Origin of the sequence: Streptomyces sp. NPDC015127 (assembly GCF_043080095.1) — a bacterium.
Classification (GTDB): Bacteria; Actinomycetota; Actinomycetes; order Streptomycetales; family Streptomycetaceae; genus Streptomyces.
Map to the genome: position 1 here is coordinate 96,248 of NZ_JBIBVE010000005.1, position 26,978 is coordinate 123,225.

The window sequence follows — 26,978 nt, forward strand, 5'->3', positions numbered from 1 at the left end:
CGAGGGCTCCTGGCCCTACGGTGGAGAGGGCGAGGGATGCCGTTCCCCCTGCCTCGGAGGCACGATGAGCGTCGGTCCGGAAGGCATCGGCCAGCCGTCGAAACTGCGGCTGGACGAGCTGCTGGAGGAGGTGCAGGTCCGCATCGAGGCCGTGCGCGGCATGCGGGACCGGGTGCACGGTCTGCTCGAAGCGGTCCTGTCGGTGGGCCGCGGGCTGGACCTCCCTCAGGTACTGCGGGGGATCATCGAAGCGGCCACTGCGCTTGTGGATGCCGAGTACGGCGCGCTAGGCGTGATCGGCGAGGACCAGATGCTCTCCGAGTTCATCCCCGTCGGCGTCTCGGATGAGCAGTGGGCGGCCATCGGGGACCTGCCCAGCGGCCACGGGCTTCTGGGGGAGCTGATCCGCAACCCGGCACCTCTGCGGCTCGCGGATCTGTCCAAGCATCCGGTGTCGTACGGCTTCCCGCCGAACCATCCTCCGATGCGCTCGTTCCTCGGAGTGCCGATCCGGGTGGGGCAGCAGGTGTTCGGCAACCTGTACCTCACCGAGAAGCGGGGTGCCGCGGAGTTCGACGCCGAGGACGAGTCGGTGGTCTCCACGCTGGCCGTGGCCGCAGGCATCGCCATCGAGAACGCGCGGCTCTACGAGGAGGCACGCCGCCGCGAACGCTGGTCGACTGCGGGGTCGGAGGTCACCAGTGCACTGCTGTCCGGGAAGCCCCGCGCCCAGGTGCTCGAGCTGATCCTTGAACACGCCCGGGCCATCGTGCCGTCGGATCTCGGCCTCATCACGGTACCGGCCAAGGGCACGGGACGGCTGCGCACCGCGATTGCCACCGGGCACGGTGCCGAACGGCACAAAGGTGCGCTGCTGCCGATGGGAGAAGGGTTGGTGGCGGCTGCGTTCGAGGGCCAGGCACCGATCAGCACCCTCGATCTCGAGGGCGAGGAAAGCACGAGTACCGACGCCGCGCGGTGGGCGGGTCTCGGTCCGGGCATCGCCGTGCCCCTGGGGACGGGCAAGGGTGTGCGTGGTGTGCTCCTGCTGGCCAGGGACGAGGCAGGGGCGCCGTTCGCGGAAGCGGAGTCGACGCCCCTGATCAGCTTTGCCGGCCAGACCGCGTTGGCGATGGAGCTGGCGGAGCGACGCAGCGACGCCGAGGAAATGGCGCTGCTGGAGGATCGCGACCGTATCGCCCGCGATCTGCACGATCTGGCCATTCAGCGGCTGTTCGCCACCGGCATGACCTTGCAGAGCGCGCAGAGGTTCATCGACCATCCGCAGGCCACAGAGCGGCTTCAGCGCGCGGTGGACGATCTCGACGCCACAATCAAGATCATCAGGTCGACCATTTTCGGGTTGCGCAGTCATGAGGCCGAAGCTGCGGCCGCGCAGTCCCTGCGAGGCGCGGTGGTCAAGGCGGTGCAGGATTCAGCCGCCTCCTTGGGCTTCTCGCCCGCTCTGAGGGTCGAAGGGTTGCTCGACACCCGTACCGACGGCGTGGTCGGACAGCATTTGGTCGCCGTCCTTGTCGAAGCGCTGAGCAATGTCGCCCGTCACGCCCGCGCGAGGACGGTAGACGTTCAAGTAGAGGTAGGAGCCGACGAGCTGCGCCTGACTGTCACGGACGACGGCGTGGGAGTCCCGCCGGGCGCAGCTCACAGTGGGCTGAAGAACCTGCGCGAGCGAGCGCGGGCCCTGAACGGCAGCCTGGATATCGGCCCCGTGCCGCACGGCGGTACGCGCCTGGTGTGGCGGGTTCCCTTGTCGTCTCCCGAATCCGCCCCCAGGCCGGCCTGAGGCCGCGGGGCGTGTACTCGCGTTCACTGTGAACGCCACGCGGCTGCGGCGGGCGCTCGCATCGCGGCCGTACGGTGCTGTGCGGTCTCTCATCATCCCGGTCTGGTCCTGCATCGACGCGGATGGCCCGGTGCCGTGGGGCTGCGTGGCCGCCGCGCGGGGCCGACCGGCCCTACCGGTTTCGCTGTCGCTGGTGGGACGGTGACAACGGAAACAGGAATCGCTGTGAAGGCGGTGGGGACGATGACAGAGTCACCCCTGGTAGTAGGCGTCGACGGGTCGGATTCCAGCCTTCGTGCCATCGACTGGGCCGCCGATGAGGCCGCTCGGCTCGGTCTGCCTCTGCGGCTGGTCCACGCCACGATGTGGGAACGCTACGAGGGGGCGGCGCTCGCGGCCAATCTAGGACGCTCCGACACCCGCGTACTCGGCCAGAACATCGCGGGGACGGCAGAGCACCGTGCTCAGCTGCGCGCTCCCGACGTGAAGGTCACCACGGAAGTACTGTCCGAGGACACGGTCCAGGCCTTGCTCGAGGAGAGCAGGCATGCCACCGCCCTGATCACAGGGTCCCGGGGCCGGGGCGGGTTCGCCGGCCTGCTGTTGGGGTCGGTCAGTCTGGCCCTGGCCGCACGCGCTCAGTGCCCAGTGATCGTCGTGCGAGGGGACGAGTTCACGCTTGCCGGACAGCATCGTCGTGTGCTGCTCGGTGTCGGGCCGATGGACGCGGCCTCGACGGCCATGCGGTTCGCCTTCGATGAGGCGGCCGTACGAGGTGCCGTTCTGGATGCCGTGTGCGCCTGGCGGTGCCCGGCGCACGAGAGCGCCGACCTCCTCGACGACCCCGCACGCCGCTACCGGGACAGGGCGGAGACCCTGCTCGACGAGGCACTGGCCGCCGGTGCCCGCGCACACCCCCAAGTGCTCATCCGGCGCAGCGCGATCGAGGGCCCGGCAGGCAAGATCCTGGCCAACAGGTCCGCTGCGGCAGACCTGCTCGTCGTCGGTGCGCGGCGGCGCAAGGGCCGAGTCGGTATGCAACTGGGCAGGGTCGGGCACGCCGTGCTCCACCATGCCGCCTGCCCCGTGGCCGTGGTTCCGCAGGACGTCTAGCGAGGCATGGAACGGGTCCATCGGCACACCCTTGAAGGGAGTTCGTCATGACAACTCGGTCGCCCCACACCGTGGACGAGGTGATGACCTCCACCGTCGTCGCCGTCGGCCTCGACGCACAGTTCAAAGAGATCGTCAGCGTCATGCGGCAGTGGCAGGTCAGCGCGGTGCCCGTCCTTGAGGGTGAAGGCAAGGTCGTCGGCATAGTCTCCGAAGCCGATCTTCTGCCCAAGGAGGAACTGAGGGACACCGACCCCTCGCTGATCGAGCAGCAACGGCGCTTGGCCGACTATGCGAAAGCCAGCGCGCTGTCCGCCAGAGATCTCATGTCGAGCCCCGCAGTCACCATCCAGGCTGCCGCCACACTCTCTCAGGCAGCACAACGAATGGCACGACACCACGTCAAGCGGCTGCCCGTCGTGGACGAGTACGACACGCTCAAGGGCATCGTCAGCCGGGGCGATCTGCTGAAGGTCTTCCTGCGGCCGGACGCCGATCTGGCCGACGAAGTACGCCACGACGTCGTCGACCGCCTGTTCCCCGTCTCGCGCCGCAGTATCCGCGTGGACGTCAGCCGGGGCACGGTCACCCTCACCGGAACGGTCCGCGACCCGGCGCTCGTCCCCGTCGCCGCACGTCTCACACAGGCCGTCGAAGGCGTGGTGGACGTGCGCTGCCTGCTCACCGCCCCCGTTACCGGGCCGGCCGACAATCCCTCAGCCGCGCCACAGGAAGCGGGGACATCACCATGACGCGGTACGTGTACGACTTCACGGAGGGCGACCGGAGCATGGCCGCCCTCCTCGGCGGCAAGGGCGCCAACCTCGCGGAGATGACCCGCATGGGGCTGCCCGTCCCGCCCGGCTTCACTGTCACGACCGACGCCTGCCGGGTCTTCCTGACCACCGGCCGACCACCCGCGCAGCTGGACCAGGAAGTCGCCGCCCACCTGGCAACCCTGGAAGAAGCCTCCGGCAAGCGGCTCGGCCAAGTGGACAACCCGCTCCTCCTCTCCGTCAGGTCAGGGGCGCGCTTCTCGATGCCGGGCATGATGGACACGATCCTCGACGTCGGCCTCAACGACCACTGCGCGATGGGGCTGGCCACGTCACCCGAGCGGCAGCGCTTCGCCTGGGACTCCTACCGCCGCCTGCTGCAGATGTTCGGCAGCACGGTGATGGGCGTCGAGAGCGGCCTCTTCCAAGACGCGCTCACCGTCCTGCGGCTCGAGCGCGGCGCCGCCGACGACACCGAGTTGGACACATCCGACCTGATCCGGCTCGTCGAGGCCTTCAAGGACCTGATCAGGGAACGGGCCGAAGAGGCATTTCCTCAGCATCCGGCTGAACAACTGCGGCGCGCCGTCCATGCGGTGTTCTCCTCGTGGAACAGCGAGCGCGCCCGCCTCTACCGCCGGCGCGAGCACATCCCCGACGACCTGGGCACCGCGGTCAACATCCAGGCCATGGTCTTCGGCAACCTCGGCCCCGACTCGGGCAGCGGTGTCGCCTTCACTCGTGACCCGGCCACCGGCCGTCCGGGCGTGTATGGCGACTATCTGCCCAACGCCCAGGGTGAGGACGTCGTCGCGGGAATCCGCAACACGGTCCCCCTGCAGGACCTCGCCCATCTCGATCCTGGATCCTTCGCCCGGTTGCGCGACACCATGGCCACGCTGGAAGCCCATTACCGAGACCTGTGCGACATCGAATTCACCATCGAGCGCGGCACCTTGTGGATGCTGCAGACCCGCGTCGGCAAACGCACGGCGCAGGCCGCCTTCAGCATCGCGACCCAGCTCACCGACGAAGGACTGATAGACCCGCCCGATGCCCTCGCCCGGGTCGACGGCCCCGCGCTCGCTCAGCTGATGTTCCCGCGTTTCGACACCTCCGGCCCGACGGATGTGATCGCCCACGGCACTCCCGCCTCACCCGGGGCGGCGGTCGGCGAAGCCGTCTTCGACTCGGCGGAAGCCGTCCGGCGGGCGGTAGAAGGCAGACCGGTCGTCCTGGTCCGCCAGGAGACCACACCGGACGACCTGCCCGGCATGGTCGCCGCCCAGGCGGTGCTGACCAGTCGTGGTGGCAAGACCTCCCATGCGGCCGTCGTCGCCCGTGGCATGGGCAAGGTGTGCGTGTGCGGCGCCGAGGACATCACCGTGGACCTGCAGCGGCGTGCCTTCACTGCGGGCGGGACGACCGTGTCCGAGGGCGCCGTGATCTCCGTCGACGGATCGGACGGTGTCGTACGGCTCGGAGCCGTGCCCCTGATCGACTCGGAGGTCATGCGCTGGTTCGACGCCGGCAGCCCCACGCCCGACAGCCGGGCCGGTCAGACCGTGCGCGACGTGCACCGGCTCCTGCAACAGGCGGACTCGCTAGGGCACATGGAGGTGCGAGCCAACGCCGACACCCCTGAGGATGCCGCCCGCGCCCGCCGTTTCGGTGCCCAGGGCATCGGCCTGTGCCGCACCGAGCACATGTTCCTCGGCGAGCGGCGCCCTCTCGTCGAGGCCATGATCCTCGCGGCCGACGACGCCGCGCGTGAAGCGGCCCTCGCGGCCCTGCTTCCGCTGCAGCGCGAGGACTTCACCGGCATCCTCCAAGCGATGGACGGCCTGCCGGTCACCATCCGCCTCCTCGACCCGCCCCTGCACGAATTCCTGCCCGACCTGACCGAGCTGTCCGTGCACCTGGCCCGTCAGGAGGCACTCGGCACCCCTCCTACCCCGCACGACACCGAGCTGCTGGCGGCCGTGACACGCATGCACGAACAGAACCCGATGCTCGGCCTGCGCGGCGTCCGCCTCGGCCTCGTGGTCCCCGGGCTGGTCGCCATGCAAGTGCGGGCCATCGCCGAAGCGGTCGTGGCCCGCAGCCGGGCCGGGGGAGATCCGCGCGCCGAGATCATGGTCCCGCTCGTCGACGCCGTCGAAGAACTGCACCTGGTCAAACAGGAAGTCGAACGGGTCCTCCAAGAAGTCTCCGCCGAAGCCCGCTTCCCTGTCCGCTGCCCGGTCGGCACCATGATCGAGCTGCCGCGCGCGGCACTGACGGCAGGCCGCATCGCCGAGGACGCCGCATTCTTCTCCTTCGGCACCAACGACCTCACCCAGACGACGTGGGGCTTCTCCCGCGACGACGTGGAGGCCGCGTTCTTCTCCGTCTACCTCGACAAGGGCATCTTCCCCGTCTCCCCGTTCGAGACGATCGACCGCGAAGGGGTGGGCCGGCTCGTGGAGATCGCGGTAGCCGAAGGCCGCGCCGCACGTCCCGGACTGAAGATCGGGGTGTGCGGCGAGCACGGCGGCGACCCCACCTCAGTGCGCTACTTCCACACCCTGGGCCTCGACTACGTCTCCTGCTCGCCGTTCCGCATCCCCGTCGCCCGTCTGGAAGCCGGACGCGCCGCCCTGAGCACCACGGACGTCGACACACGCTGAGCGCTTGTGGACATGCTGGATCAGACGATCTCCAGCACTCGGACACCGGCCAGCGCAGCGTCGCGTCGGGAGCCGGGGGTCGGGGGTCGGCCTTGTGGTCGGCGTGACCGGTGCCTGAGTGTGCTATGGGTGGGCGTGGCGAGGGGCGGCCGGAGCGATGGTCATCGGGGCTCACCTTCCTCGCGTGTACTCCCGGACGCGGGCGCCGTGTAGCGGTCCGGGTCGCCATCGAACGTGGCGGCGCACGGGGCAGAGCAGAAGTAGTACGTGTCGTGCTCGGTTTGCCGGTGTTCTGCGGCGGAGCTCCTGTCCACCTGCATGCCGCACACCGGGTCCGCGACCGCGTTCTCGCCGCCTTGGGAGGCGGGGTGGTGGTGCTGAGGGTCCGACGAGCCGCGCCGCCCGCCGCTGGCCCGCCTGCGCGGACGGCGCGCCACGCTGGACGCCTGTGCCGCCCCCCACAGGCCCACCGGCGGATGCATCAGTGGCGAGCAGAGCGGGAAGGGACAGTACCCCGGCGATCAGGAGGGGTGGGGGCGGTGTGGCGGGCACTACGGTCAACCCTCCCTGGTCTCCTTCCGCGACGCCAAGCTGCGCCCCATGGCGCTGGTCTGCCCGGCCACAAGCGCGACAACCTGCTGGAACTCCAGGTCAAGGCAGTGGTCAAGGACGACCTGCGCATCGAGCAGGACCTGAGCCGCTGGTTCCCGCTGTGGAGAGCCCCCGGCCTGTGAAGGACCGGCGACCCGGCCGGAGCCGGCGCCGAAGGTCCGGCCGCCGTCGTTGCTCGCGGCGACGCCGTCCTGGTATGTCGGAGCTGCCGGAGTGGTCGATGCCGGGCATGGAGGAGGGCAAGTCCTCACGCCGCGCCTTCAGCCACCCGGAGATCTCTGCCATTCGGATGGCCTGCTGGTGGTGCGGGATCATGCCCTGCGCAAAGGAGACGTCCTAGTCGTTGTGGGCGCTGGCGGTGTTCTCGGCACTGGCCGACAAACTGCAACCAAAACCGCAACCACAGCATGACGAAGGTTCCGACCACGTCCCGGTCGGAACCTTCGTATCCGCAGTTCAGCGGCTCGGCGACCCCTCGCTCCCGAACCTGCCGATCTCCCTCGGCGGATCCAGAGCCGGCCCCATCTCGCGAGGGTGAGACCGTGGCGGCGCCTACGCCGATGGCGGTGTTTGCCTGGCTTGGCGCCGCATGGTGGAGGCAGTGAACGCTGCGGTGGCACCCGCGGTGGCCGCCAGCAGTACGAATCCCCATGTGTAGTCGTCTGTGGCTGCGTAGATGGCGCCCATCACCAGAGGCGGGAAGAAGCCGCCGAGGCCTCCGGCAGCACCCACGACACCGGTGACCGAGCCCACCTGTTCCGGGGGCACCAGGAGGGCGACGAGTGCGAAAACGGCGCCCGATCCCGCGCCCAGGGCGGCTGCCATGCCGAGGAAGGCGAGCGTTCCGAGCAGGACGAGCGGCGGCTCGAAGGAGGCAAGGAGGGCGAATGCGGCTACCGCCGCGTAAGCGGCGATGAGCAACGGCACGGGGTGCAGCCGGTCGGAGAGCCATCCGCCGACCGGACGCATGGCGACGGCAAGGACGACGAAGCCTGCGGTGCGCAGGGCAGCGTCGGACCGTCCGAGTCCATAGGCGGTGGTGAGGTAAGTGGGCAGGTAAACGCTGAAGGCGACGAAGCCGCCGAAGGCCATGGCGTAGAGGAAGGACAGTTGCACGGTGGCAGGCATCTTCACGCTCGCTGCAGTGCGGGTACAGGGAGCCGGCCGGTACAACGCGGTCGGGCCTGTCGCGCAGGAGGAAACGGGCGGCCAAGGCATACACAGCCAGCAGACCGGCGACCAGGTCGAAGGGGAACGCATAGCCGACAGCGTCGGCAAGCTGCACGGTGGTGAAGGACGAGAGAGCAGTGCCGCCCGTGCCGATACCGAAGATCCCCAGCGCCAAGCCGCGCCGCTCAGGCGGGTACCAAGCGTTCACGAACGGCACGCCCACGGCGAACGCCGTGCCGCCCAGGCCGAGGAAGAAGCCCCCCACAAGCATCTCGGGCAGAGAGTCGGCCAAGTGACCGAGATAGAGCACAGGCAGAACGGTGAGGGCGGCGACGACGGGAAACATCCCGCGTGCACCGACACGGTCGGTGAGGGCGCCCACGGGAATCCGGCCGAGCGAGCCGACGATCACTGGTACCGCCACCACGAGGGACTGCTGAAAGGAGGTCAGGTCCAGGTCCTCCCGGAGGGCCGGTCCGAGCGGCGCCAGCAGAGCCCACGCCCAGAAACAGAGCAGGAATCCGGCCGTCGCCAGGACGAGCATCCGCGTCGACTGCATGGATGCCGCCGCCCCACCTGACCGCGGCGCTGAAATGTGGCTCAAGGGATTCCTCCGCATCCCGGAGCGGGTTGTTCGCTCTTCGGCTCGCCCACGATGGTGGCGCGTACTCGCCCGCCGTATCCGCTCGACGCGCCCGCCGCCCCGGGTGATGTGGCCCGGCTGACCAGCACGCACGAGGCTTCACTGAGCTGGGCCGGCGTTCGGATCCCGGCAGCTGACGGCCCAGTGAGGGGTCCCGTCAACGCCCGGCCCCAGCTGCCACGGTCACGCACGAACACCCATGCAGCGATTGCGGCGTCGTGTGGCTAACGCCACGATGAAGGCATGGTTCCCGTTGGTCCTGCGGGCCGTTTCGACGCGTTTCGTGCCCTTGCCGACCGGCGTGGGCGGCCGGGAGACGGGCTGATCGAGGCGCTGGCCAGGGCAAGGACGGCGACGGCGGAGAGTCCAGAGGCCTGGGCTCCTGCTCTCGCCGCCGACATGGGCCTACCCGCTGCGGCAACCCTCGGACCGGCCAGTTACTACGCGGACCTCGCCGCCCCGCACGGCCGCCGTCACGTCCGGGTCTGCACGGCGACGGCGTGCTTCGCCGCACAGGCTGGACGGCATCTCACCGAGGCGGAGCACGAACTGGACATCACCGCGGCCAAGGTCTCACCGGACGGACAGACGTCGGTACAGGCCGTCCGCTGTCTGGGGTACTGCTACGCGGGCCCCGCCGCTCTGGATGGTGACACGCCCTGCACAGGCCCGACGCTGGCCGGTCAGCTCGCAGGGGGCGAGCCCCCGTGGGCACCTGAGATCCCGTCGGCCGACGACACCGGCGACCCCGTTCTGCTGGGAGGTGTGGTGGCGAGTGAGCCCCCGTGGCAGGTATGGCCGCGGACAGTAACGGCAGGCACTCCTGACGAGGTCCAGCTGCAAGTGGCCATATCCGGGCTGCGGGGGCGTGGCGGCGCGGGGTTTCGGGTGGCCGCGAAGTGGGAGGCTGCCGGCCGGGCACCCGACGCCGTGGTGGTGGCCAATGGAGATGAGGGAGATCCCGGTTCCTACGCCGACCGGCTGTTGATGGAGGCGGACCCGGAACGGGTGCTGGAGGGCCTGGCCCTGGCCTGCTTCGCCTGCGGAGCCCGGCGGGGTGTGGTGCTGGTGCGCTCGGAGTATCCGCGTGCGCTGACGCGGATGCGGGAGGCGGTCGGGCAGGCGTACGAGGACGGTCACTTCGGCCCGTCCGTGCATGGGACGGCGACGACTCTGGACGTCGAGGTGGTGCAGGGAGCCGGGTCGTACGTCGCGGGTGAGGAGACCGCGCTCATCGCAAGCCTGGAAGGCGAACGGGGCTGCGCCCGGCCGCGCCCGCCCTACCCGACCCAGCGCGGCCTGTGGGACTCACCGACCGTGGTGAACAACGTGGAAACCCTGGCGGCCGTCCCTTGGATCGTTTCCCGGGGCGGTGAAGCCTACGCCCGACGCGGGACCCGCAACGAGACCGGGACGAAGCTGGTCTGCCTGTCTGAGCGGTTCGCCCGGCCCGGCGCGTACGAGGTGGAGCTCGGCACCCCGGTGGAGCGGATCGTCACCGACCTGGGCGGCGGTCTGAAAGATGGCGCCGAGTTGACCGCGCTCCAGGTCGGCGGGCCGCTGGGCGGCTTCCTCGCGCCCGACGCGCTGGACGTACCGCTGACCGCTGCCGACCTCAATGCCCGGGGTGCGGCCCTCGGCCACGCCGGTCTCGTCGCCTTCGACCAGCGTGTGACGCCTGAGGATGTGCTGCGGCACGTGTGGCAGTTCGCCGCCGCAGAGAGCTGCGGTGCGTGTTCTCCCTGCCGCGTGGGCTCGCGCCGCGGCCTGGAACTGGCGTCCGCCGATGCTCCGCCGGGAGAGGAGTGGGGACGGCTGTCGCGTGTCCTGGCCGAGGCGAGCCTGTGCGCCTTCGGGCGGCGGATCCCACCCGCCGTGCACAGCCTCGCCCGCGCCTACGGGGGCCGACTGGCGGGGTGGGCACCATGACCGGAATCGAGATCGAGGTCGATGGCACGGGCACCGACGTTCCCGAGGGAGCTTCACTGCTCACGGCGGTGCGGGCGGCCGGAATCGAGCTGCCCGCACTCTGCTCCGACGACCGGCTCAGCCCTGCCGGCTCCTGCCGTACGTGTCTGGTACGGGTCGATGGGCGGATCGCGGCGTCCTGCGTGACCCCGGCGGCATCCGGGGCCCGGGTGGAGACCGCCACGGATGATCTGCGGGCGCTGCGCCGGGACGCGGTGGAGCTCATCGCCTCCGCCCTGCCGCCCCGCGCCCTCGCCGACGACAACCCCAGCGAGCTGGCCCAGGTCTGCCGGTCGATGGGGATCGGGCCCGAGGCAGCGCAGGGTGCCGGAGGCCGGGGCGGGGACACCTCTCACCCGTACGTACACCTCGACCGGGACCTGTGCATCGCCTGCGGGCGCTGCGTCCGCATGTGCGCCGAGGTGCAGGGCACGTTCGCCCTCACCCTGGTCGGCCGGGGTGCCGACACCGTCGTGGCCCCCGGCACAGGTGGCCCTTGGGCCGAGTCGGACTGCGTGGCCTGCGGCGGCTGCGTCGACACCTGCCCCACCGGGGCGATCACCGAGCCCGGCCCAGGACGTGGGCTCACCTCTGCCCGTCGCCCGGCGACCGTGACGCGCACCACCTGTGGATATTGCGGCGTCGGGTGTGCGCTGGAGGTCGCTACCCGCGACGGTGAGGTCACGGCGGTACTGCCTGCCCGGGACGGCCCGGTCAACCAGGGGCACGCGTGCGTCAAGGGGCGCTTCGCCCATGGATACCTCACGTCCCCCGAACGGCTCACCCAGCCCCTGATGCGATGCGACGGCCGTCTGGAGCAGGTGGGCTGGGACGAGGCGCTCGGCCAGGTCGCCCGGGGGCTGCGGGAAGCGGTTGACGCCGGGGGGCCGGACGCCGTGGCGGCGATCTCCTCGGCCCGCGCCACCAACGAGGAGAACTATCTCGTCCAGAAGTTCATGCGGGTCGTCATCGGAACCAACAGCGTCGACAACTGCTCGCGCCTGTGTCACTCCCCGTCCGCCGCCGGCCTGACCGCCTCCTTCGGCCTGTCGGGCGGCACCGACAGTTTCGATGAGGTCGAGCAGGCCGATTGCCTGCTGGTGGTCGGCGCAAACCCCGTCGAAGCCCACCCGGTGGTCGGCGCTCGACTGCTCAGGGGGGTGCTGCGCGGGGCCAAGCTGGTCGTCGCCGACCCCCGCGCCGTCGGCCTCGCACTCCACGCCGACGTGCATGTGCGTCCCCGTCCCGGCACCAATGTCGCGCTCTTCCATGGGCTCGCGCACGTCCTGCTCGCCGAAGGGCTGACCGACGCGGAGTTCCTGCGCGAGCGGGCCACCGGACTGCCAGAGCTCACCGAGCTGCTGGATGACTACCCGCCCCATCGAGTCGCGGACATCACTGGAGTGCCCGCGGCGGACCTTGTCGCCGCAGCCCGGCTCTACGGGCAGGCCGAACGCCCGGCGATCGTCTACGGCCTGGGCGTCACCGAGCACCTCCACGGCACGGACGGCGTGCGGTCGCTGGCCAATCTGGCGATCCTGCGCGGCGCCGTGGGTACCGACCGCGGGTACGGGGTCAACCCGCTGCGCGGCCAGAACAACGTCCAGGGCGCCTCCGACATGGGCGCGCTGCCCGACCTCCTGCCGGGCTACGGGAAGGTGACCGACCCTGCCGCCTGTGCACGGGCCGAGGGGGTGTGGGGCGCACCGGTTCCGGAACGCCCCGGCTTGCGGATCCCAGAGATGTTCGCCGCCGCACGCTCCGGCGAGCTGCGGGCGTTGTGGGTCATCGGCGAGGACGTCTGCGCCACCGATCCCGACGCGAACCGGGTGGCGGAGGCCCTGGACACGTGCCCGCTCGTGGTGTGCAACGAGCTGTTCCTGTCCGAGACGGCCCGCCACGCCGACATCGTGCTCCCCGTCGCGTCCTGGCTGGAGAAGGACGGCACCTTCGTCAACTTCGACCGCCGCTTCCAGCGAGTCCGGCCCGCCGTGCCCCCGCCGGGTGCAGCCCGGAGCGACTTCGACGTCGTGCGCGCCCTCGCCTCGGCGATGGGAGCGGACCTCGGCTGCGTCACTCCGGCCGACGCGCTGGCCGAGTGCGGACGGGTCGCCCCGGTCTTCGCCGGTCTCTCCCACGACCGTCTGGACCGGGAGGGCGCTGTGCCGTGGCCGTGCCCGGACCCGGATCGCCTGGGTGAGGCCAAGCTGTACGAGGAGCGGTTCGCCACGCCGGACGGGCGGGCCCATCTGGCCGCCGCCCCCTATCTCCCACCTGGGGAACAGCCCGGCGACGACTATCCGCTGGTCCTGGTCACCGGGCGGCGCTGGGCGCACTACAACTCCGGCAGCATGACCCGGCGCGGCGGCAACCTCGCCCTCGATCCGGTCGACTTCCTCGACCTCCACCCTGACGATGCCGCCCGGTACGGCCTGCGGGACGGCGCGGAGGCTGTGGTGGAGAGCCGATACGGCCGTGCCCGGCTCACTGCCCGGATCAGTGAACAGACAGCCCCCGGCCAGGTCTTCTGTTCCTTCCACTTCCCCACGAGCGGGGTGAACCGCCTCACTTCCGACCACGCGGACACCGTCACGTCCTGCCCGGAGTACAAAGTCACGGCCGTCCGGGTCGCGACACCGTGACCCCGCTCCGCCAAGGTGTCCGGCCATGGGTACTGGAACCCCCGTACTGACGCCGGGCGGTGACCGGGGCCACGGCTCGCAACCACCCGCCGGGGAAGCCGGTCCCGTCGTGCAGACCCTCGCCACCGGCGATGTCTTCTCGGCACTGGACACCTCGCCGCGGGGACTTGCATCGGCGGCCGTGGCGGCGCGACGGGACCGGTTCGGGCCCAATGAGCTGCCGCTCGCAGGGCGGAGGGGGCTGTGGCGAGACCTCGCCCGACAGTTCACTGACCTCTTCGCTGTCGTCCTGCTCGTCGCGTCCGCGATCACGTTCCTGGCCTATAGCCTTCGGGAGCCCCGCGACGTGGGCACCTTGCAGCTGGCTGTGGCGATCGTGGGCGTTGTGGTGCTGAACGCGGCCATCGGCTTCGCGCAGGAGTACTCGGCCGAGCGGACGGCGGAGTCGCTGCAGGCGATGGTGCCGCACACCTGCCGGGTGCTGCGCGACGGGGAACGCCAGGAGCTGCCCGCACGGGACCTGGTGCCCGGGGATGTCGTCGTCCTGGAGGCCGGTGACGCGGTGTCGGCGGACTGCCGGCTCGTCGAGGCGCACGAGGTGTCGGTGAACAACGCGGCCCTGACCGGGGAGAGCGACGCCGTCGGGCGAAGCGGCGAACCCGTGGCGGCTGGCCCCCTGCTTCAGGCCCGCAACTGCGTGTTCATGGGCACCGATGTCGTGGCGGGCTCCGCGAAGGCCGTGGTGTTCGCCATCGGTGCGGCAACGGAGTTCGGCCGCATCTTCCGGCTCGCCGCCGCGGCGCCGCGGCAGAAGACCCCGTTGCAGCGTCAGGTCGCCTTGATGGCTCGCCGGGTGGCGGGCACGGCGCTGGCGATCGGCGCGGCCCTGTTCGCGGTGCGCGTGCCCGCCGGGCAGCCGTTCGTCGAGACCTTCGTGTTCGCCCTCGGGGTGATGGTCGCGCTCGTTCCCGAGGGGCTGCCCGCGACGCTGTCGGTGTCGCTGGCGATCGGTGTACGGCGCATGGCCCGCCGACATGCGCTGGTCAAGCAGCTGCTGGCGGTCGAGGCGCTGGGCTCCACCACCGTCGTGTGCACAGACAAGACGGGGACCCTCACCCAGGCCGAGATGACCGTCGTCCAGATGTGGGCCGGCGGCGTGCCCCATCCCGTGTCAGGGGTGGGATACGCACCGGGCGGAGACGTGGCCGATCCACTACCGGTGCGCGACCTGCTTCGGGTTGCGGGGCTGTGTTGCAACGCCCGGCTGGTCCCGCCGACCGACCGCGAGGGCTGGCGGGTGCTCGGCGAACACCACCGAGGGGGCCCTGCTCGTCGCCGCGGCGAAGGCCGGGCTGGATCTCGCCGCCGAGGAAGCCGCCGCGCCACGTGCGGCGGAGTACCCCTTCGACTCGGCCCGCAAGCTGATGAGTACCGTGCACAAGACCTCCGACGGGTACAGCGCCTACGTCAAGGGCGCACCCCAGGAGCTCTTGGCCCGCTGCACCTCCATCGACTGGAGAGGTGAACGGCAGCCGCTGACCGATGAACTGCGCGCTGCGGTGACCACCGCCGGCGACCAGCTGGCCTCTCAAGGGCTGCGCGTACTGGCGGCGGCGTCGCGGCTCGTGGCCGACTCCCACCCCGTCCAGGACGAGGTCGAATCGGGGCTCACGTTCCTTGGCCTGGTCGGCATGCTCGATCCGCCGCGGCCGGACGTCAGCGACGCCGTCGACGCCTGTCGACGGGCTGGGATCCGTATCGTCATGGTCACCGGGGACCACCCGCTGACTGCGGAGGCCGTCGCCCGCCGCGTTGGGATCGTGCGCCGGCCCGCGCCCGCCGTCGTGACCGGCAGTCGGCTGGACCCGCTCGACGACGACGGCCTTGACGCGCTTCTCGCCGACTCGGGCGAGCTGCTGCTGTGCCGGGTCAGTCCCGAGCACAAGATGCGGGTGGTCACCGCCCTGCAGCGGCGCGGCGAGGTCGTCGCGGTCACCGGCGACGGGGCCAACGACGCCCCTGCCCTCAAACACGCGGACATCGGCGTCGCGATGGGCGCCTCGGGCACCGATGTGGCCCGGGAAGCCGCGGTGATGGTGCTGCTGGACGATTCGTTCGCCTCCATCGCGGCGGCGGTGCGGCTCGGACGGTCGGTCTACCAGAACATCCGCAAGTTCTTGGTCTACGTCTTCAGCAGCAACATCGGCGAACTCGTGCCGATCGTGGCCGCGACCTTTGCGGGGTTCCCCCTGGTGCCGATCACCGCCGTGCAGATCCTCGCGATCGACCTCGGCTCCGACGTCCTGCCCGCCCTTGCGCTCGGTGCCGAGCCGCCCGAGCCGGACGTCATGGACCGGCCGCCGCGCTCCCGGCGCGAACGGCTCTTCTCTACCGCCGTGATGGGACGCATCCTGTTCCTGGGCGGTATTCAGGCGCTTGGCGTGACCGCGGTGTTCTTCTGGCACATCCACGCTTCCGGCATCCCGTATGCCGGTTTCACCGAGGACTCTCCCGTGTACCGGGAGGCGCTCACCATGGTCCAGGCCGGGATCGTCCTCAGCCAGTTCTTCGTCGCTCTGGCGGTGCGCACCGATCGGCAGAGCGTCTTCCGGATCGGGCTGCTGTCCAACCCATGGCTGCTCGCAGCCGGCTGCTTCGGCATCACCCTGATGGCCGCGATCAGTTATGCGCCCCCGTTGCAGGCCGTCTTCAACACCGCGCCGCTGGACGCCGCCGACTGGGCGGTCCTGGCCGGTCTCGGCGCGCTGCCGCTGGCTGCCGAGGAAACCCGTAAGTGGTGGCTCCGGCACCACTGACCGCACGGCCCGAAGGGAGAGAAGCGATGAGAGTGATCATCGCGGGCTGTGGGCGTGTAGGCTCCACGCTCGCCGTCCAGCTCGTCACCGAAGGGCACGACGTTCGGCTCATCGACCGCAGCCCCAAGACTCGCAGACATCTGCCCGACAACTTTCCCGGTCAGTTCCACGAAGGCAACGGCTACAGCCGCACCGTGCTCGAAGAGGCCGGAGTCGAGAACGCCGACGCCTTCGTCGCCGTCACCTCAGGGGACAACAGCAACATCGTCAGCGCCCGGACCGCCAAGGAGACCTACCGGGTCCCCATCGTCCTCGCTCGCATCTACGACTCCCGCCGCGCCGACATCTACCGCGAACTCGGCATCCCCACCATCGCCAGCGTCCGTTGGACCGTGCATCAGATCCACCAGATGCTGCTTCACCGCCACATCACCCCCGAACTCACCTTCGGCAATGGCGAAACCCTCCTGATCCGCTCCGAACTCCCTGCCTACCTCACCGGCCGACGGCTCACCGAGTTCGACGTCGACGGCGAGATCCGCGTCGTGGAGGTCACGCGCGCGGGCCGATCGCACCTGCCCGCCCACAGCACCCCCGCCGAGCCCGGCGATCTCGTCACCTTCGCTGTCGCCGCCACTGCCCTCGGCCGACTGCGCGGCTTCCTTGACAAGGAGCTGGGGACATGAAAGCCCTTATCGCCGGCGCAGGCCGCCTCGGTACCCAGATCGCTCAGGTCCTCGCCGCCGCCCGCAATGACGTCACCCTCGTCGACATCGACGAGAACCGCATCGCCGAACTCGAGGGCCGCCTTCCCGTACGCCTCGTAGAAGGGGACGCCTGCGAACCCGATCTCCTCGAACACTCCGGCGCCCGCACCACGGACCTCGTGATCGCCACCACCGGCAACGACGAGGACAACCTCGTCATCAGCCTCCTCGCCAAGCGGCAGTTCGCCGTCCCCCGGGTCGCCGCCCGTGTCAACGACGCGGAGAACACCTGGCTTTTCGACCGGCACTGGGGCGTCGACACCGCCGTCCCCGCCGCCACCCCCCTCATCTCCCTCATCGAGGAAGCCACCGGCGCCACCGACACCGTGGCCCTCCTGCGCCTGAGCAAAGCAGGCGTCGACGTCATAGAAACCGCCATCACACCGCAGTCCCGCGCCGCAGGCCGCACGCTCGCCGACATCACCCTGCCCGCAGGCACCGTCATCGCCACCGTCATCCGCGAGGGCCAGCCCACCGTCCCCAACCCCGAGATGCGGCTCCAGCCCGGCGACGAACTCCTCGTCGTCTCCCACGCCGCCACCGAACAGGAAATCCACGCCGCATTCCAGTGATGGCCGTGGCCGGCATGGGCCTGGCCGAATTCACTTCGCCGCGCAGATAACTTCGACGAAGTGGCCCACCTGCTCCTCCGGCAGACGACGAGCGAGGTCCGCCTCGCTGATCATGCCCACCAGACGACGGTTCTCGATGACCGGCAGCCGCCGGATCTTGTGCGCCTCCATGGCGCGCAGGACTTCGTCCGTGTCGGCCTCGGCGTCGATCGTGATCGGCTTGCCCTGCTCGAGCTGGCCCGCCGTCATGGTCTTCGGGTCCTTGCCCTTGGCCAGACACTTCACCACGATGTCGCGGTCGGTGACGATCCCGTGGAGCCGGTCGTCCGGCCCGCAGATAGGGAGGGCTCCGACGTCCAGCTCCTGCATCCTGCGCGCCGCTGCCTCCAGCGTCTCGTTCTCCTGGATGCAGGTGGCACCGGAGTGCATGATCTCCCGTGCAGTGGTCATGGTCATCTCCTTCGTGTCTCGAGATCCGCGCGGAGAAGCCCAGAGTCAGCCCCTCCCGACCGGAACTCCATAGGGCCAGTGTGGGTTCATCGCATCGGGTGCGCATGCCGGTAAAGCCTTCGGCAAAGCCGCCGTGAGCCGCGAAGGATCAAGAAGCCACTGAGTGGATACAAAGTGCCGGAGCGGCCGACCTGCCGTCGCGACATTCGAGCCCGGCCAGGGCGTGCGGATCGCCGACAGGTGGCTGCGGGGCCAGTCCGGGACTGCACGCAGCTGACTCCGAGACGTTCCCCAGCTAACTACACGCGGCGCACTCTGCGTGGCGACAACGCCGTCGGCGTGCTCTCTGTCAACGCCCGCACCCGTGCGGTCTGACACCACATCTGGCAGGGACGCTTCATCCGGTTGCACGAGCATGCGGTACCCCGGTAACTTGCTCCCTGTCCAGCGGCAGCAGGACGGCATCTCAACCCGCCGCGTCGTCAACGACCTGCGCTCCGCGTAACACTGCTGCTGGCGTGGGACGGGCCAGTCCGTCGCGCTGAAGGATGGCGCGAACTACCGCACGGCCAACGACGGGGCACTTGAGGGACGACGACGCACCCCCGACTGCAACATCACCCGCGCTCGCCATCAGTCAGCACCACAGGCGGAATCTTCTGTCCAGATCGGCGAACGCTCGACCACACGCGCTTCCGATCACACTCCGATGTCGAGTACCTCCCACACGGGACGTCGGGGTGTTGCATGGCCCGGGGGGCCGTAGCCGAGCCGTAGCACCATCTGCACTGGTCCAACTCCGTGTACCGGATCGCGAAGTACCCACCGCAGTTCGGACCGCTCCACCGGCTGCGTGGCGAAGGAACTGGACAGGCCCTCGAGTGTGGCAAGCAGCAGGACGCGCTCCAAGGCCTGGCCGGCACGCAGCCAGTCTTTCGGCCGGTCCTCGGCCGTGCTCAGCAGGGCCAGATTGGGCGAGGTCTCGAAGTCCGCGGTGTCTCTACCGGCCACGGTGCCGTGGCCCGCGAAGTCACGCAGCGCAGCACGACCGCTTCGTTTCCGCGGGCCGAAGGCGTACTGCGGAACTCCCTCCCCCGTCGCCTCGGCCTGCGCGTCGGTACGGGTCCAGCGCGCCAGGTCCTCCTGCACACCCGGATCCCACAGGTCGAGACTCTCTCCTTCCTCGACAAGTTCCAGCACGGTGTCCAGATGCGCTGAACTGAGGAACTGCACGCGGGCCCCTTCCAATGCAGCGGCCTCCTGAAGAGCGCTCCGCACGGCTGGGGGAATGTCCGTCTCCTCGAAGGGGAACCGGCTCGTGTGCCTGCTGTGGATCGCGGGATACAGCCGGGCGAGGCCTTCATCGGCCCGGAGCGGAAAGAGCAGTTGCACCGTGGCCAGCAGGTCGGCATCCGCGGGCGCGGGCAGCAGCATCGTCTTGGCGTCCCAGCCGGCACGGGCTGCGGAAGCCCGCAGATTCAGCAGCGCGGCACCACAGCTGATGTGGAGCGCACGCCCCTGGGGATCCACATGCGGCACAGCCCGCTTCCGATCCGCCAGGACGTGGAACGTACGGCTCTCCTTGAAGTAGCGGAACCGCCAGGGCTGCGCATTGTGCAACGACGGGGCCGCAATGGCGTCGCCGATCAGGGATGCCACGGTCTTGTCATCAAGAGGTTGACCCGGCATCGCCCCTCCCTCCAGGAAGCCCGACTGCCGGGCAGCGCTCAGGCTGCCCACACCTCAAGACTGCCACCGCAGCCTGGCCGCTGCTCACCCCCGGGGGAACATGATCACCATCGGAGCATTCACAGTGATTCTCGCGATTCAATTCGCCAGGGACGGTCGGAGGGCCGCGCAGATGACCTCGACGAAATAGCCCAACCGCTCTGCGGGCAGGTCACGTCCGAGGTCCACCTCGCTGATCATTGCATCTCCCATGCGCGGGCTGAGTTCCATGCTCTTGGGCCTCCCGCGGGCCCCCGCGCGATGGGCGTTCCGGTCTCAGCCGGGCCTGGAGGCGCATGACGACATGGCCGAGGCCGGACACCGCGGCGGCGATCGCCAGGTCGCTGGGCGGGAGTGGCTCCGTTCCCAGCAGCTCCCGCAAGGGCGGCAGATAGATGCCGGCGGCCTGGAGGCTCAGGGCCGCGCCCACGGCCACCAGCAAGAACGGGTTGGCCAGGCTGCCCGGTCGGGCCCGGGAGCCGAGCGCCACGCCGAGCTGCGTGGCGCCGAGGATCAGAAACACCATGGACTGCCAGGGCCGTCCGGTCTCCCGGGCCCAGACGCCGACCACGAGGGTCACCGTGGCGACGAAGGCTCCCATGAAAAGGATCCGAGGCCAGAGACCGGCGCCCAGAACGCTCTCCGAGGGAGGGCGGGGAGGATGGCGCATCGTGTGCGGGTCGACGGGCTCCGCACCGAGAGCGACACCGGGCAGGCCGTGCGTGAGCAGGTTGATCCACAGGATCTGTGCAGGCAGCAGTGGCAGCGGCATGCCCAGGAAAGGTCCCAGGAGCATGACGAGGATCTCCGCGGTGCCCCCGGCGAGGCCGTAGAGCAGGAACCGGCGTACGTTCGCGTAGACGCGGCGTCCCTCCTCGACGGCGGACACGATGGTGGCCGGATTGTCGTCGGCAAGAACGAGATCTGCGGCTTGGCGTGCGACCTCGGTGCCGCGCCTGCCCATGGCGACGCCGATGTCGGCCCGGCGCAAGGCCGGGCCGTCATTGACACCGTCCCCCGTCATCGCCACCACGTGCCCAGCCCCACGCCACGCCTGGACGATGTCCAGCTTCTGCTCGGGAGTGGTCCTGGCGTAGACCCGTACGCCCGTCAGGTCGCCCGCCGTACCTTCCCGGATCCGGTCGCCCGTGGTGACCTCCGCGTCGCTGGAGGCGATGCCGAGGCGCCCGGCCACCGCCCGTGCGGTCAGCGGGTGGTCGCCGGTGATCAGAACCGGGGCGATACCGGCCCGCCTGCAAGCGGTGATCATCGGCTCGGACGCGCTGCGGGGCGGGTCCAGGATGCCGACGAGGCCGAGGAACGACAATCCCGACTCCCAAGTCGGGGCCCCTTGCTCCGCCTCGTCGTAGTCGGCCGTGACGACGGCGAGCACCCGGTACCCCCGGCGTGCCAGCACCTCCGCCTGCGCGGCCGCGCGGGCGACGACGTCAGAGGCGTCGGCCAGAATCTGCGTCCGGAGCAACGATTCCGGCGCTCCTTTGCACGCGACCAGCACTCCTCCCTCCGGTCGGAGGTGCACGGTGGTCATGCGCTTGCGGTCGCTGTCGAACGGGATCTCGTCCAGGCGCGGCAGTTCGCGGTCCAGCGCCGCCCGGTCGAGCCCGAGGCGGGCTCCCGCCGTCAACAGGGCGGCCTCCGTGGGGTCGCCCAGCGCGCTCCACTCCGGGGAACCGTCCGGCGGCTCCAGCGCCGCGTCGTTGCACAGCATCGCGATCCGCAGGAGCGCCGCCAGATCGGGTGCGTCGTCCGCGGTCATCGTCTCGCCGTCGCGGACCACCCGGCCCTCGGGGTCATAGCCCGTACCCACGACCGCTGCCTCGCCGTGCAGCGTCCAGAGTTGCTCGGCCGCCATCCGGCCCTCGGTCAGGGTGCCGGTCTTATCAGTGGCGATCACGGTCACCGAGCCCAGGGTCTCCACCGCGGGCAGCCGGCGGACGATCGCGTGCCGGTCCGCCATGCGCCGCGCTCCGAGCGCGAGAGCGAGCGTCACCACGGCGGGGAGGGACTCCGGAACGGCCGCGACGGCGAGGCTGATCGCCGCCACGATCATCAGCTCCACCGGCTGTCCGCGCACCAACCCGAGCGCGAGGACAATGGCGCACAGAGCCACGATCGCTGCCGCCAGCATCCGGCCGAACCTCGCAAGTCGGTGCTGCAGCGGAGTCTGACCGGGCCCGGCTCCCATCAGAGAAGCGATTCGGCCCAGCGCGCTGTCGGCCCCGGTGGCCGTGACCATTACCCGGCCGCGGCCGCGGACGACGATCGTGCCCGCCGACACAGCACCGCGCGCCACGTCCCGGTCAGGGGCCTTCTCCACCGGCACGGACTCACCCGTCAGCGAGGACTCATCCGCCAGCAGCAACGCTGCGGCCAGCACGTCCCCGTCCGCGGGAACGATGTCCCCCTCGGCCAGCAGAACCAGATCACCCGGAACCACCTCAGCAGCCGGGATGGAGCGTTCCTCGCCGTCCCGCACCACCCTGGCCGCGGGGGCGCTCATCGCGGACAGGGCCATGACCGCCTGTTCCGCCCGTACCTCCTGTACGACGCCGACCACCGTGTTCACGGTGATCACGAGCAGGATCACTGCGGCATCGGAAAGATCGCCGGTGGCGATCGTCAGGGCAGCGGCCACGAGCAGGACGAGGATCAGCGGGTCGCGCAGCTGCTGCACCACCCGCCGCCACACCGGGGTCCGCGGCTCCGCGGGGATCTCGTTGGGCCCATGGACTTCCAGTCGCCGCCTGGCCTCGTCCGACGACAGGCCCGACGGACCCGTCGCGGGGGGCACGCTCCTGGGTTCGCCGATGTCCGCACCGGACTTCCGGCTGTCCCTGTCCTGATTCATGAGGCCCGCCCGTGGTCGGCAGCGTAGGCCGCGAAGACGTCCGTCGGTACAGCGCCCGTGTGGAGGAAGCGCTGGTCGAGGATGGCGGCGAGATCTCTCAGCGCACCGGCGAGCAGCTCACCCGCCAGTCGCACCTCCGGCCGCCCCGCGGCCTGTCCCCGCTCGGCGAGAGCGGCGGCGTAGCCGACCATGGCCGCCAGCGACGAGTGGTCCTCCCCGTCATGGAAGTAGTACGCCTCGGCGTACTGGGTGAAGTCGATCCGGACGCGTACGACCTCGGTGGCCAGGCTGTCCAGCAAGAGGGCACCCGCGGTGCTGTCGATCTGCTGCTGCGTCGGATTCGCGTCGCGCAACAGTGCCAGGCGGATGGCCAGGACCCTTCTGCGGGTCAGCGCCGGATAGATTTCCAGCACCCAGGAGACTGTGGCCGTCAATAGGGCGAAGCCGACCAGGGCCTCCAACGGCGAGGCCAGGCGGAGCCAGCCTTCTCCGGGCGTGATGTCACCCAGTCCCAGGGTGGCGACCGTGACGAGCGACAGGTACACGGAGTCGAGAAGCGCCGGCTCCTGCGCCGCCTCGGAGCCGGGCGAGAAGGTGAAGGCCCCGGGCATGTGTGGCCAGTAGACGATCGCCCAGCCGAGGATGACGGTAGCGGCCCACATGCACACGACGGTCACCATGGCGAGCGGTCCGACCAGCCCGACCACACGCCTGCGGGCACGGTAGCGCCGGGCCAGTCTCCACAGTGCCGTCATGACGAGGCGGCTCAGCCCGCCATGACGGGTGGGGTGCCAGAGTGTGTGGAACAGGTCCCGCAGGGTGACCATGACGAGACCCGCGCCCACCAGCGAGACCAACCACTTCATGCGCGTCTCCCACGGCCTTGTCGCCCGAAGCCGAACCCCGCTCTGGGAGCGTAGGCCGATGGCAACACCGCCGCAGGGCAGAGTCGCAGTGCTACCGGGCCGCATCCCGTCGGATCAATCCATCGGCAGCACGAGCGTGCAGGTCTCGCCGGGGGCGATGGTGACGGCTCGGTCGGCCAGCACCACGCGGATCGGGGACTCCTCCGAGTCGGGTACACCGATCTCCAGTTGCCCGCTCCGGCGCCGTACACCGACACCCCAGTGGCCGCGATAGCGGAGAGAGAACCCATACTCGGACAGTGCCGGAAGAGGTACCGGATCCAGCCACAGGGCGTCCTCGCGCGTCTCCAGTCCCGTCAGACCACGCTGGACCAGATCGAGGGTGCCGGCCATCGCCCCCAGGTGGATGCCCTCGCCGGTCGTACCGCCCTGGATATCGGCAATGTCCGCCTCCAGGGCCTCCTGGACGTATCGCCACGCCTCGGCTCGCCTGGCCCGGGCGAGGACAAAGCCGTGGACGAGCCCGCTGAGCGTGGAGCCGTGGCTCGTGCGCTGAAGGTAGTAGTCGACGGTCCTGCGCCAGACCTCGTCGTCCAGCTCGTACCCGAGACGCCGAAACAGATCCCGCAGCTCCGCAGGGGAGAACAGGTAGCCGAGCATGAGGACGTCGGCCTGCTTGGACGCCTTGTAGCGGTTGACCGCGTCACCTTCGGCCTCCAGGATCCGGTCCAGCCGCCTGATGCTGTCGTAGCGCGACCGGTAGGCGTCCCAGTCCAGCTCGGCGAGATCGTCGTAGCCCTCGAACTGACTGATGACGCCCCGGTGGAACGGCACCCGCAACCGCCGGGAGACCTCCTCCCACCTCAGAAGTTCGCCGCCGTCCAGCCGTACGCGATCGAACAATTCCTGCCGACGCCATGCGGGAAGGCGCCGCAGGAGGTGCAGGGTGCGGGCAAGGACCCAGGCGGCGGTGACGTTGGTGTACGTGTTGTCGTCCAGTCCCGGCTGGGCGGAAGCCGGGTAGCTGTCGTGATACTCGTCAGGGCCGACAACGCCCCGGATGCGATAACGGCCCGATTCGGGATCGAAGACCGCGATGTCCGCCCAGAAGCGGGCGATCTGCAGCAGCATCTCCGCGCCCTTGGTGTGCAGGAACTCGGTGTCGCCGGTGGCCTCGCAGTACTGCCAGATGTTGTAGGCGATCGCCGAGCCGACGTGGTGCTGGAGCCGGGAGTAATCCGGCAGCCAGCGGCCCGAACGGGGGTTGAGATGCAGCTCTTGAGTCTCCTCGCGGCCGTCGCTGCCGCTCTGCCACGGGTACATCGCCCCGGCCCGGCCGATAGCGGCGGCCGCCCGGCACGCCTGTGGCAGACGCCGGTGCCGGTAGTTCAGCAGCGCCCGGGAGACCTCCGGGAAGTGCAAGTTCAGATACGAGAGCACGAACAGTTCGTCCCAGAAGACGTGGCCGCGGTACGCCTCCCCGTGCAGCCCTCGGGCCGGAACTCCCACGTCCAGATCCGCGGTGTGCGGAGAAAGTGTTTGCAGGACATGGAACAGATGCAGGCGCAGGACCCGACCGGCCTGGCCGGGCACCTGGATCTCCGCGCGCCGCCACAACCGCTCCCACGCTGCGACATGGGAGGCCAGCAGGGCTGAGAAGTTGGCAGCTGCGGACACCCGGTCGACCGCTGCCCCGAGTGGGTTGCTGATCGCCGTATCCCGTGAGGTGTGCAGCGCCACGGTCTTTTCCACGCCGACGGGTCGGCCTGGAGCGATCGGGATCACCAGGCGGTGGACGGCACGCCGACGGGCGGGATGAAGCTCCGACAAGATCGGAGGCTGCCCGGTAACTGTCCGGGCCGCCATGGCAATGCCGATATCGGAGGTGCTGGTACGGCAGTGCAGCCACGCCGTGTCGGGCGCCCTCGCTCCGGTCCGTACATGGGCCAGGTGGCTCCGGTTGAGGGACCGGTAACGGCGTACGTTGCTGTTGATCACGTCGCCGTCGAGGGCGGACTCGATTTCGATCTCTCCAGACCAGTCCTCAGCCGTGAAGACGGTCCGCAGCGCTGCCAGGTGAGGGTCCCCCATGTGCACCAAGCGGATCTGCTCCACACTCAGCACGCCCGCGTCATCGTCCCGGTAGCGGAACGTGCGGGTCAGCGTGGCGCGGCGCAGATCCAGGGTGTGCCGGTAGTCGAGAAGGGTGCCGGTGTCCGGGGAGAACCACGGGCTCCACGATCCTTCGGCGCAGCGGCAGCGAAACCGCAGGAGCAGCCAGTTCGGGAGATTGACCAGGTCCTCGTTCACCACCTGTCGCCCCGCCACGGTCGACTCCAGACGGTTGTAGCACCCGGCCGCGTAGGTGCCCGGGCAGTGGACCAGTCCCGCCCTGCTCTCGGGCACAGCCCCACGGGTGGCGAAGTAGCCGTTGCCGAGCGTGCACAGCGCCTCGCGCAACCGCTCCGCAGCCGGGTCGTAGCCGTCGTACTCCCACGTCCACTCCGACATCCGCAGCTCACCCTTCTCCCTTCACGTGACGTCCAAGTGCGGGGCCACGCGCGGGCTCAGACTCGCTGTGGGATGACGGCAACAGGGCACTCGGAGTGGTGCAGCAGGGTGTGGGCGACCCTGCCGAGCTGCAGACCGAAGTGGCCGTGCCGCCTCAGAGCGCCGACGACCGCCAGATCGGCATCGGCCGATGCGGCCACGAGGACCTTGTGGGCGGGGCCTTCCACCGGCCGGCGATGTACCTCGACCCGGGGATGATCCCGTTCGACCTCACGCAGTGCGTCGGCCAGAACGGTCGAGGCCTGTTCCTCACGTGCCTGCGACGCATCATCCGCGACCAGGGGGTGGTCCACATGCTCATGGGCCGGGCTGCGCCAGGCCCGCACGGCATCCAGGGCGCAGCCGCGTGCCTGGGCCTCGCGCACAGCGAACCGCACGGCGCCCGAACCCTCGATGCCGTCGCCGACCCCCACAACAACCCGCCCCAAGGCGCCCTGCCGGTTCCGCTCCCCGCCACGCACCACGACGACCGGGCACACTGCGCGGGCCGCCACGGTCAGGCTCACCGACCCCAGCAGCCTCCCGGCGAGCTCACCCCTGCCGCGGGAGCCCGTGACGAGGGCGAACGCCTCATGCCCCTCGCGCAGCAGCGCGGACACGGCCTCCTCGGGCAGCACCTCGCCCGACACCTTCACCTCCGGGATGCGAAGCCGGGCGCGTTCCGCGCTGGAGGCGATGATGTGTTCCGCCATGATCTCTTCGTCGGGGCGATCGGTACCGAAGGAGGGGCGACCTCCCTCATATCGCTCCCACAGGGAGGCATAGACGAGGCGCAGTGGCAGCCCATGGCGTGCCGCTTCGTCCACCGCCCAGTCCACCGCCTGCAGGCTGGAATCCGATCCGTCGACACCCACGACCAGCGGGAATTCCATCGTCCCCATCGCCTTCCTCTGCGGCTACCGAGAGACCCCCTGTGAACACCGTCGCACCGCCCAGGGACCA

Annotated in this window: 16 protein-coding genes and 4 pseudogenes; 11 read left to right on the forward strand and 9 right to left on the reverse strand. The window is 70.0% G+C overall.

What is annotated here, in order from left to right; translation table 11 throughout:
* The first annotated feature begins 64 nt into the window (after positions 1–64).
* From ACF08N_RS11590 to ppdK, 4 genes are all read left to right on the forward strand, one after another.
* Positions 65–1,804, forward strand: coding sequence for a GAF domain-containing protein (locus ACF08N_RS11590; RefSeq protein ID WP_392324408.1), 1,740 nt, complete (start codon positions 65–67; stop codon positions 1,802–1,804).
* A gap of 243 nt (positions 1,805–2,047) precedes the next feature.
* Positions 2,048–2,917: a universal stress protein gene (locus tag ACF08N_RS11595; protein WP_392324409.1), complete on the forward strand. Its 870-nt coding sequence runs from the start codon at positions 2,048–2,050 to the stop codon at positions 2,915–2,917.
* A gap of 83 nt (positions 2,918–3,000) precedes the next feature.
* The gene (locus ACF08N_RS11600; RefSeq protein WP_392324410.1) at positions 3,001–3,669 is read left to right on the forward strand and encodes a CBS domain-containing protein; all 669 of its coding nucleotides are present in this window, start codon (positions 3,001–3,003) and stop codon (positions 3,667–3,669) included.
* Entirely contained in the window at positions 3,666–6,362 is a 2,697-nt protein-coding gene (ppdK, locus tag ACF08N_RS11605) for a pyruvate, phosphate dikinase (RefSeq protein ID WP_392324411.1), read from the forward strand. Before ACF08N_RS11600 ends, ppdK begins: the two co-directional genes overlap by 4 nt.
* A gap of 161 nt (positions 6,363–6,523) precedes the next feature.
* On the opposite strand, the gene ACF08N_RS11610 is transcribed toward ppdK, so the two are convergent.
* Positions 6,524–6,844: a YHS domain-containing protein gene (locus tag ACF08N_RS11610; RefSeq protein WP_392324412.1), complete on the reverse strand. Its 321-nt coding sequence runs from the start codon at positions 6,842–6,844 to the stop codon at positions 6,524–6,526.
* A 135-nt stretch (positions 6,845–6,979) separates the two neighbouring features.
* On the opposite strand from ACF08N_RS11610, the pseudogene ACF08N_RS11615 reads away from it, so the two are divergent.
* Positions 6,980–7,096, forward strand: a pseudogene (locus ACF08N_RS11615) (hypothetical protein); the annotation flags it as partial.
* A gap of 154 nt (positions 7,097–7,250) precedes the next feature.
* Here the strand turns inward: ACF08N_RS11615 and ACF08N_RS11620 are convergent.
* Both ACF08N_RS11620 and ACF08N_RS11625 read right to left on the reverse strand, forming a co-directional pair.
* Positions 7,251–7,304, reverse strand: a pseudogene (locus tag ACF08N_RS11620) (hypothetical protein); the annotation flags it as partial.
* Positions 7,305–7,526: 222 nt separating this feature from the next.
* Positions 7,527–8,688 (reverse strand): annotated as a pseudogene (locus ACF08N_RS11625) (nitrate/nitrite transporter).
* A 342-nt stretch (positions 8,689–9,030) separates the two neighbouring features.
* Here ACF08N_RS11625 and ACF08N_RS11630 point away from each other — a divergent pair.
* From ACF08N_RS11630 to ACF08N_RS11655, 6 genes and pseudogenes are all read left to right on the forward strand, one after another.
* Complete coding sequence (locus tag ACF08N_RS11630) at positions 9,031–10,716, forward strand: NAD(P)H-dependent oxidoreductase subunit E (RefSeq protein WP_392324413.1); 1,686 nt, start codon at positions 9,031–9,033, stop codon at positions 10,714–10,716.
* A complete protein-coding gene (gene fdhF / locus ACF08N_RS11635; protein WP_392324414.1) occupies positions 10,713–13,397 on the forward strand; it encodes a formate dehydrogenase subunit alpha in 2,685 nt (894 codons plus the stop codon). The genes ACF08N_RS11630 and fdhF overlap by 4 nt, the downstream gene beginning before the upstream one ends.
* A 25-nt stretch (positions 13,398–13,422) precedes the next feature.
* Positions 13,423–14,493, forward strand: a pseudogene (locus ACF08N_RS11640) (HAD-IC family P-type ATPase); the annotation flags it as partial.
* A 142-nt stretch (positions 14,494–14,635) separates the two neighbouring features.
* Positions 14,636–16,213 (forward strand): cation-translocating P-type ATPase, encoded by a 1,578-nt coding sequence (locus ACF08N_RS11645; RefSeq protein WP_392324415.1) that lies wholly within the window; start codon positions 14,636–14,638, stop codon positions 16,211–16,213.
* Positions 16,214–16,239: 26 nt separating this feature from the next.
* The gene (locus tag ACF08N_RS11650; RefSeq protein ID WP_392324416.1) at positions 16,240–16,899 is read left to right on the forward strand and encodes a potassium channel family protein; all 660 of its coding nucleotides are present in this window, start codon (positions 16,240–16,242) and stop codon (positions 16,897–16,899) included.
* Positions 16,896–17,552: a potassium channel family protein gene (locus ACF08N_RS11655; RefSeq protein WP_392324417.1), complete on the forward strand. Its 657-nt coding sequence runs from the start codon at positions 16,896–16,898 to the stop codon at positions 17,550–17,552. Before ACF08N_RS11650 ends, ACF08N_RS11655 begins: the two co-directional genes overlap by 4 nt.
* A gap of 30 nt (positions 17,553–17,582) precedes the next feature.
* Here the strand turns inward: ACF08N_RS11655 and ACF08N_RS11660 are convergent, their stop codons facing one another.
* From ACF08N_RS11660 to ACF08N_RS11685, 6 genes are all read right to left on the reverse strand, one after another.
* Positions 17,583–18,002, reverse strand: a complete 420-nt coding sequence (locus tag ACF08N_RS11660; protein WP_392324418.1) for a CBS domain-containing protein — start codon at positions 18,000–18,002, stop codon at positions 17,583–17,585.
* Between the two features lie 699 nt (positions 18,003–18,701).
* Positions 18,702–19,742 (reverse strand): Acg family FMN-binding oxidoreductase, encoded by a 1,041-nt coding sequence (locus tag ACF08N_RS11665; RefSeq protein ID WP_392324419.1) that lies wholly within the window; start codon positions 19,740–19,742, stop codon positions 18,702–18,704.
* A 160-nt stretch (positions 19,743–19,902) separates the two neighbouring features.
* Positions 19,903–22,599, reverse strand: a complete 2,697-nt coding sequence (locus ACF08N_RS11670; RefSeq protein ID WP_392324420.1) for a cation-translocating P-type ATPase — start codon at positions 22,597–22,599, stop codon at positions 19,903–19,905.
* Positions 22,596–23,465, reverse strand: a complete 870-nt coding sequence (locus tag ACF08N_RS11675) for a potassium channel family protein (protein WP_392324421.1) — start codon at positions 23,463–23,465, stop codon at positions 22,596–22,598. Before ACF08N_RS11675 ends, ACF08N_RS11670 begins: the two co-directional genes overlap by 4 nt.
* A gap of 114 nt (positions 23,466–23,579) precedes the next feature.
* A complete protein-coding gene (locus ACF08N_RS11680; protein WP_392324422.1) occupies positions 23,580–25,976 on the reverse strand; it encodes a glycoside hydrolase family 65 protein in 2,397 nt (798 codons plus the stop codon).
* Positions 25,977–26,032: 56 nt separating this feature from the next.
* The gene (locus tag ACF08N_RS11685) at positions 26,033–26,908 is read right to left on the reverse strand and encodes a universal stress protein (protein WP_392324680.1); all 876 of its coding nucleotides are present in this window, start codon (positions 26,906–26,908) and stop codon (positions 26,033–26,035) included.
* Positions 26,909–26,978: the final 70 nt, after the last annotated feature.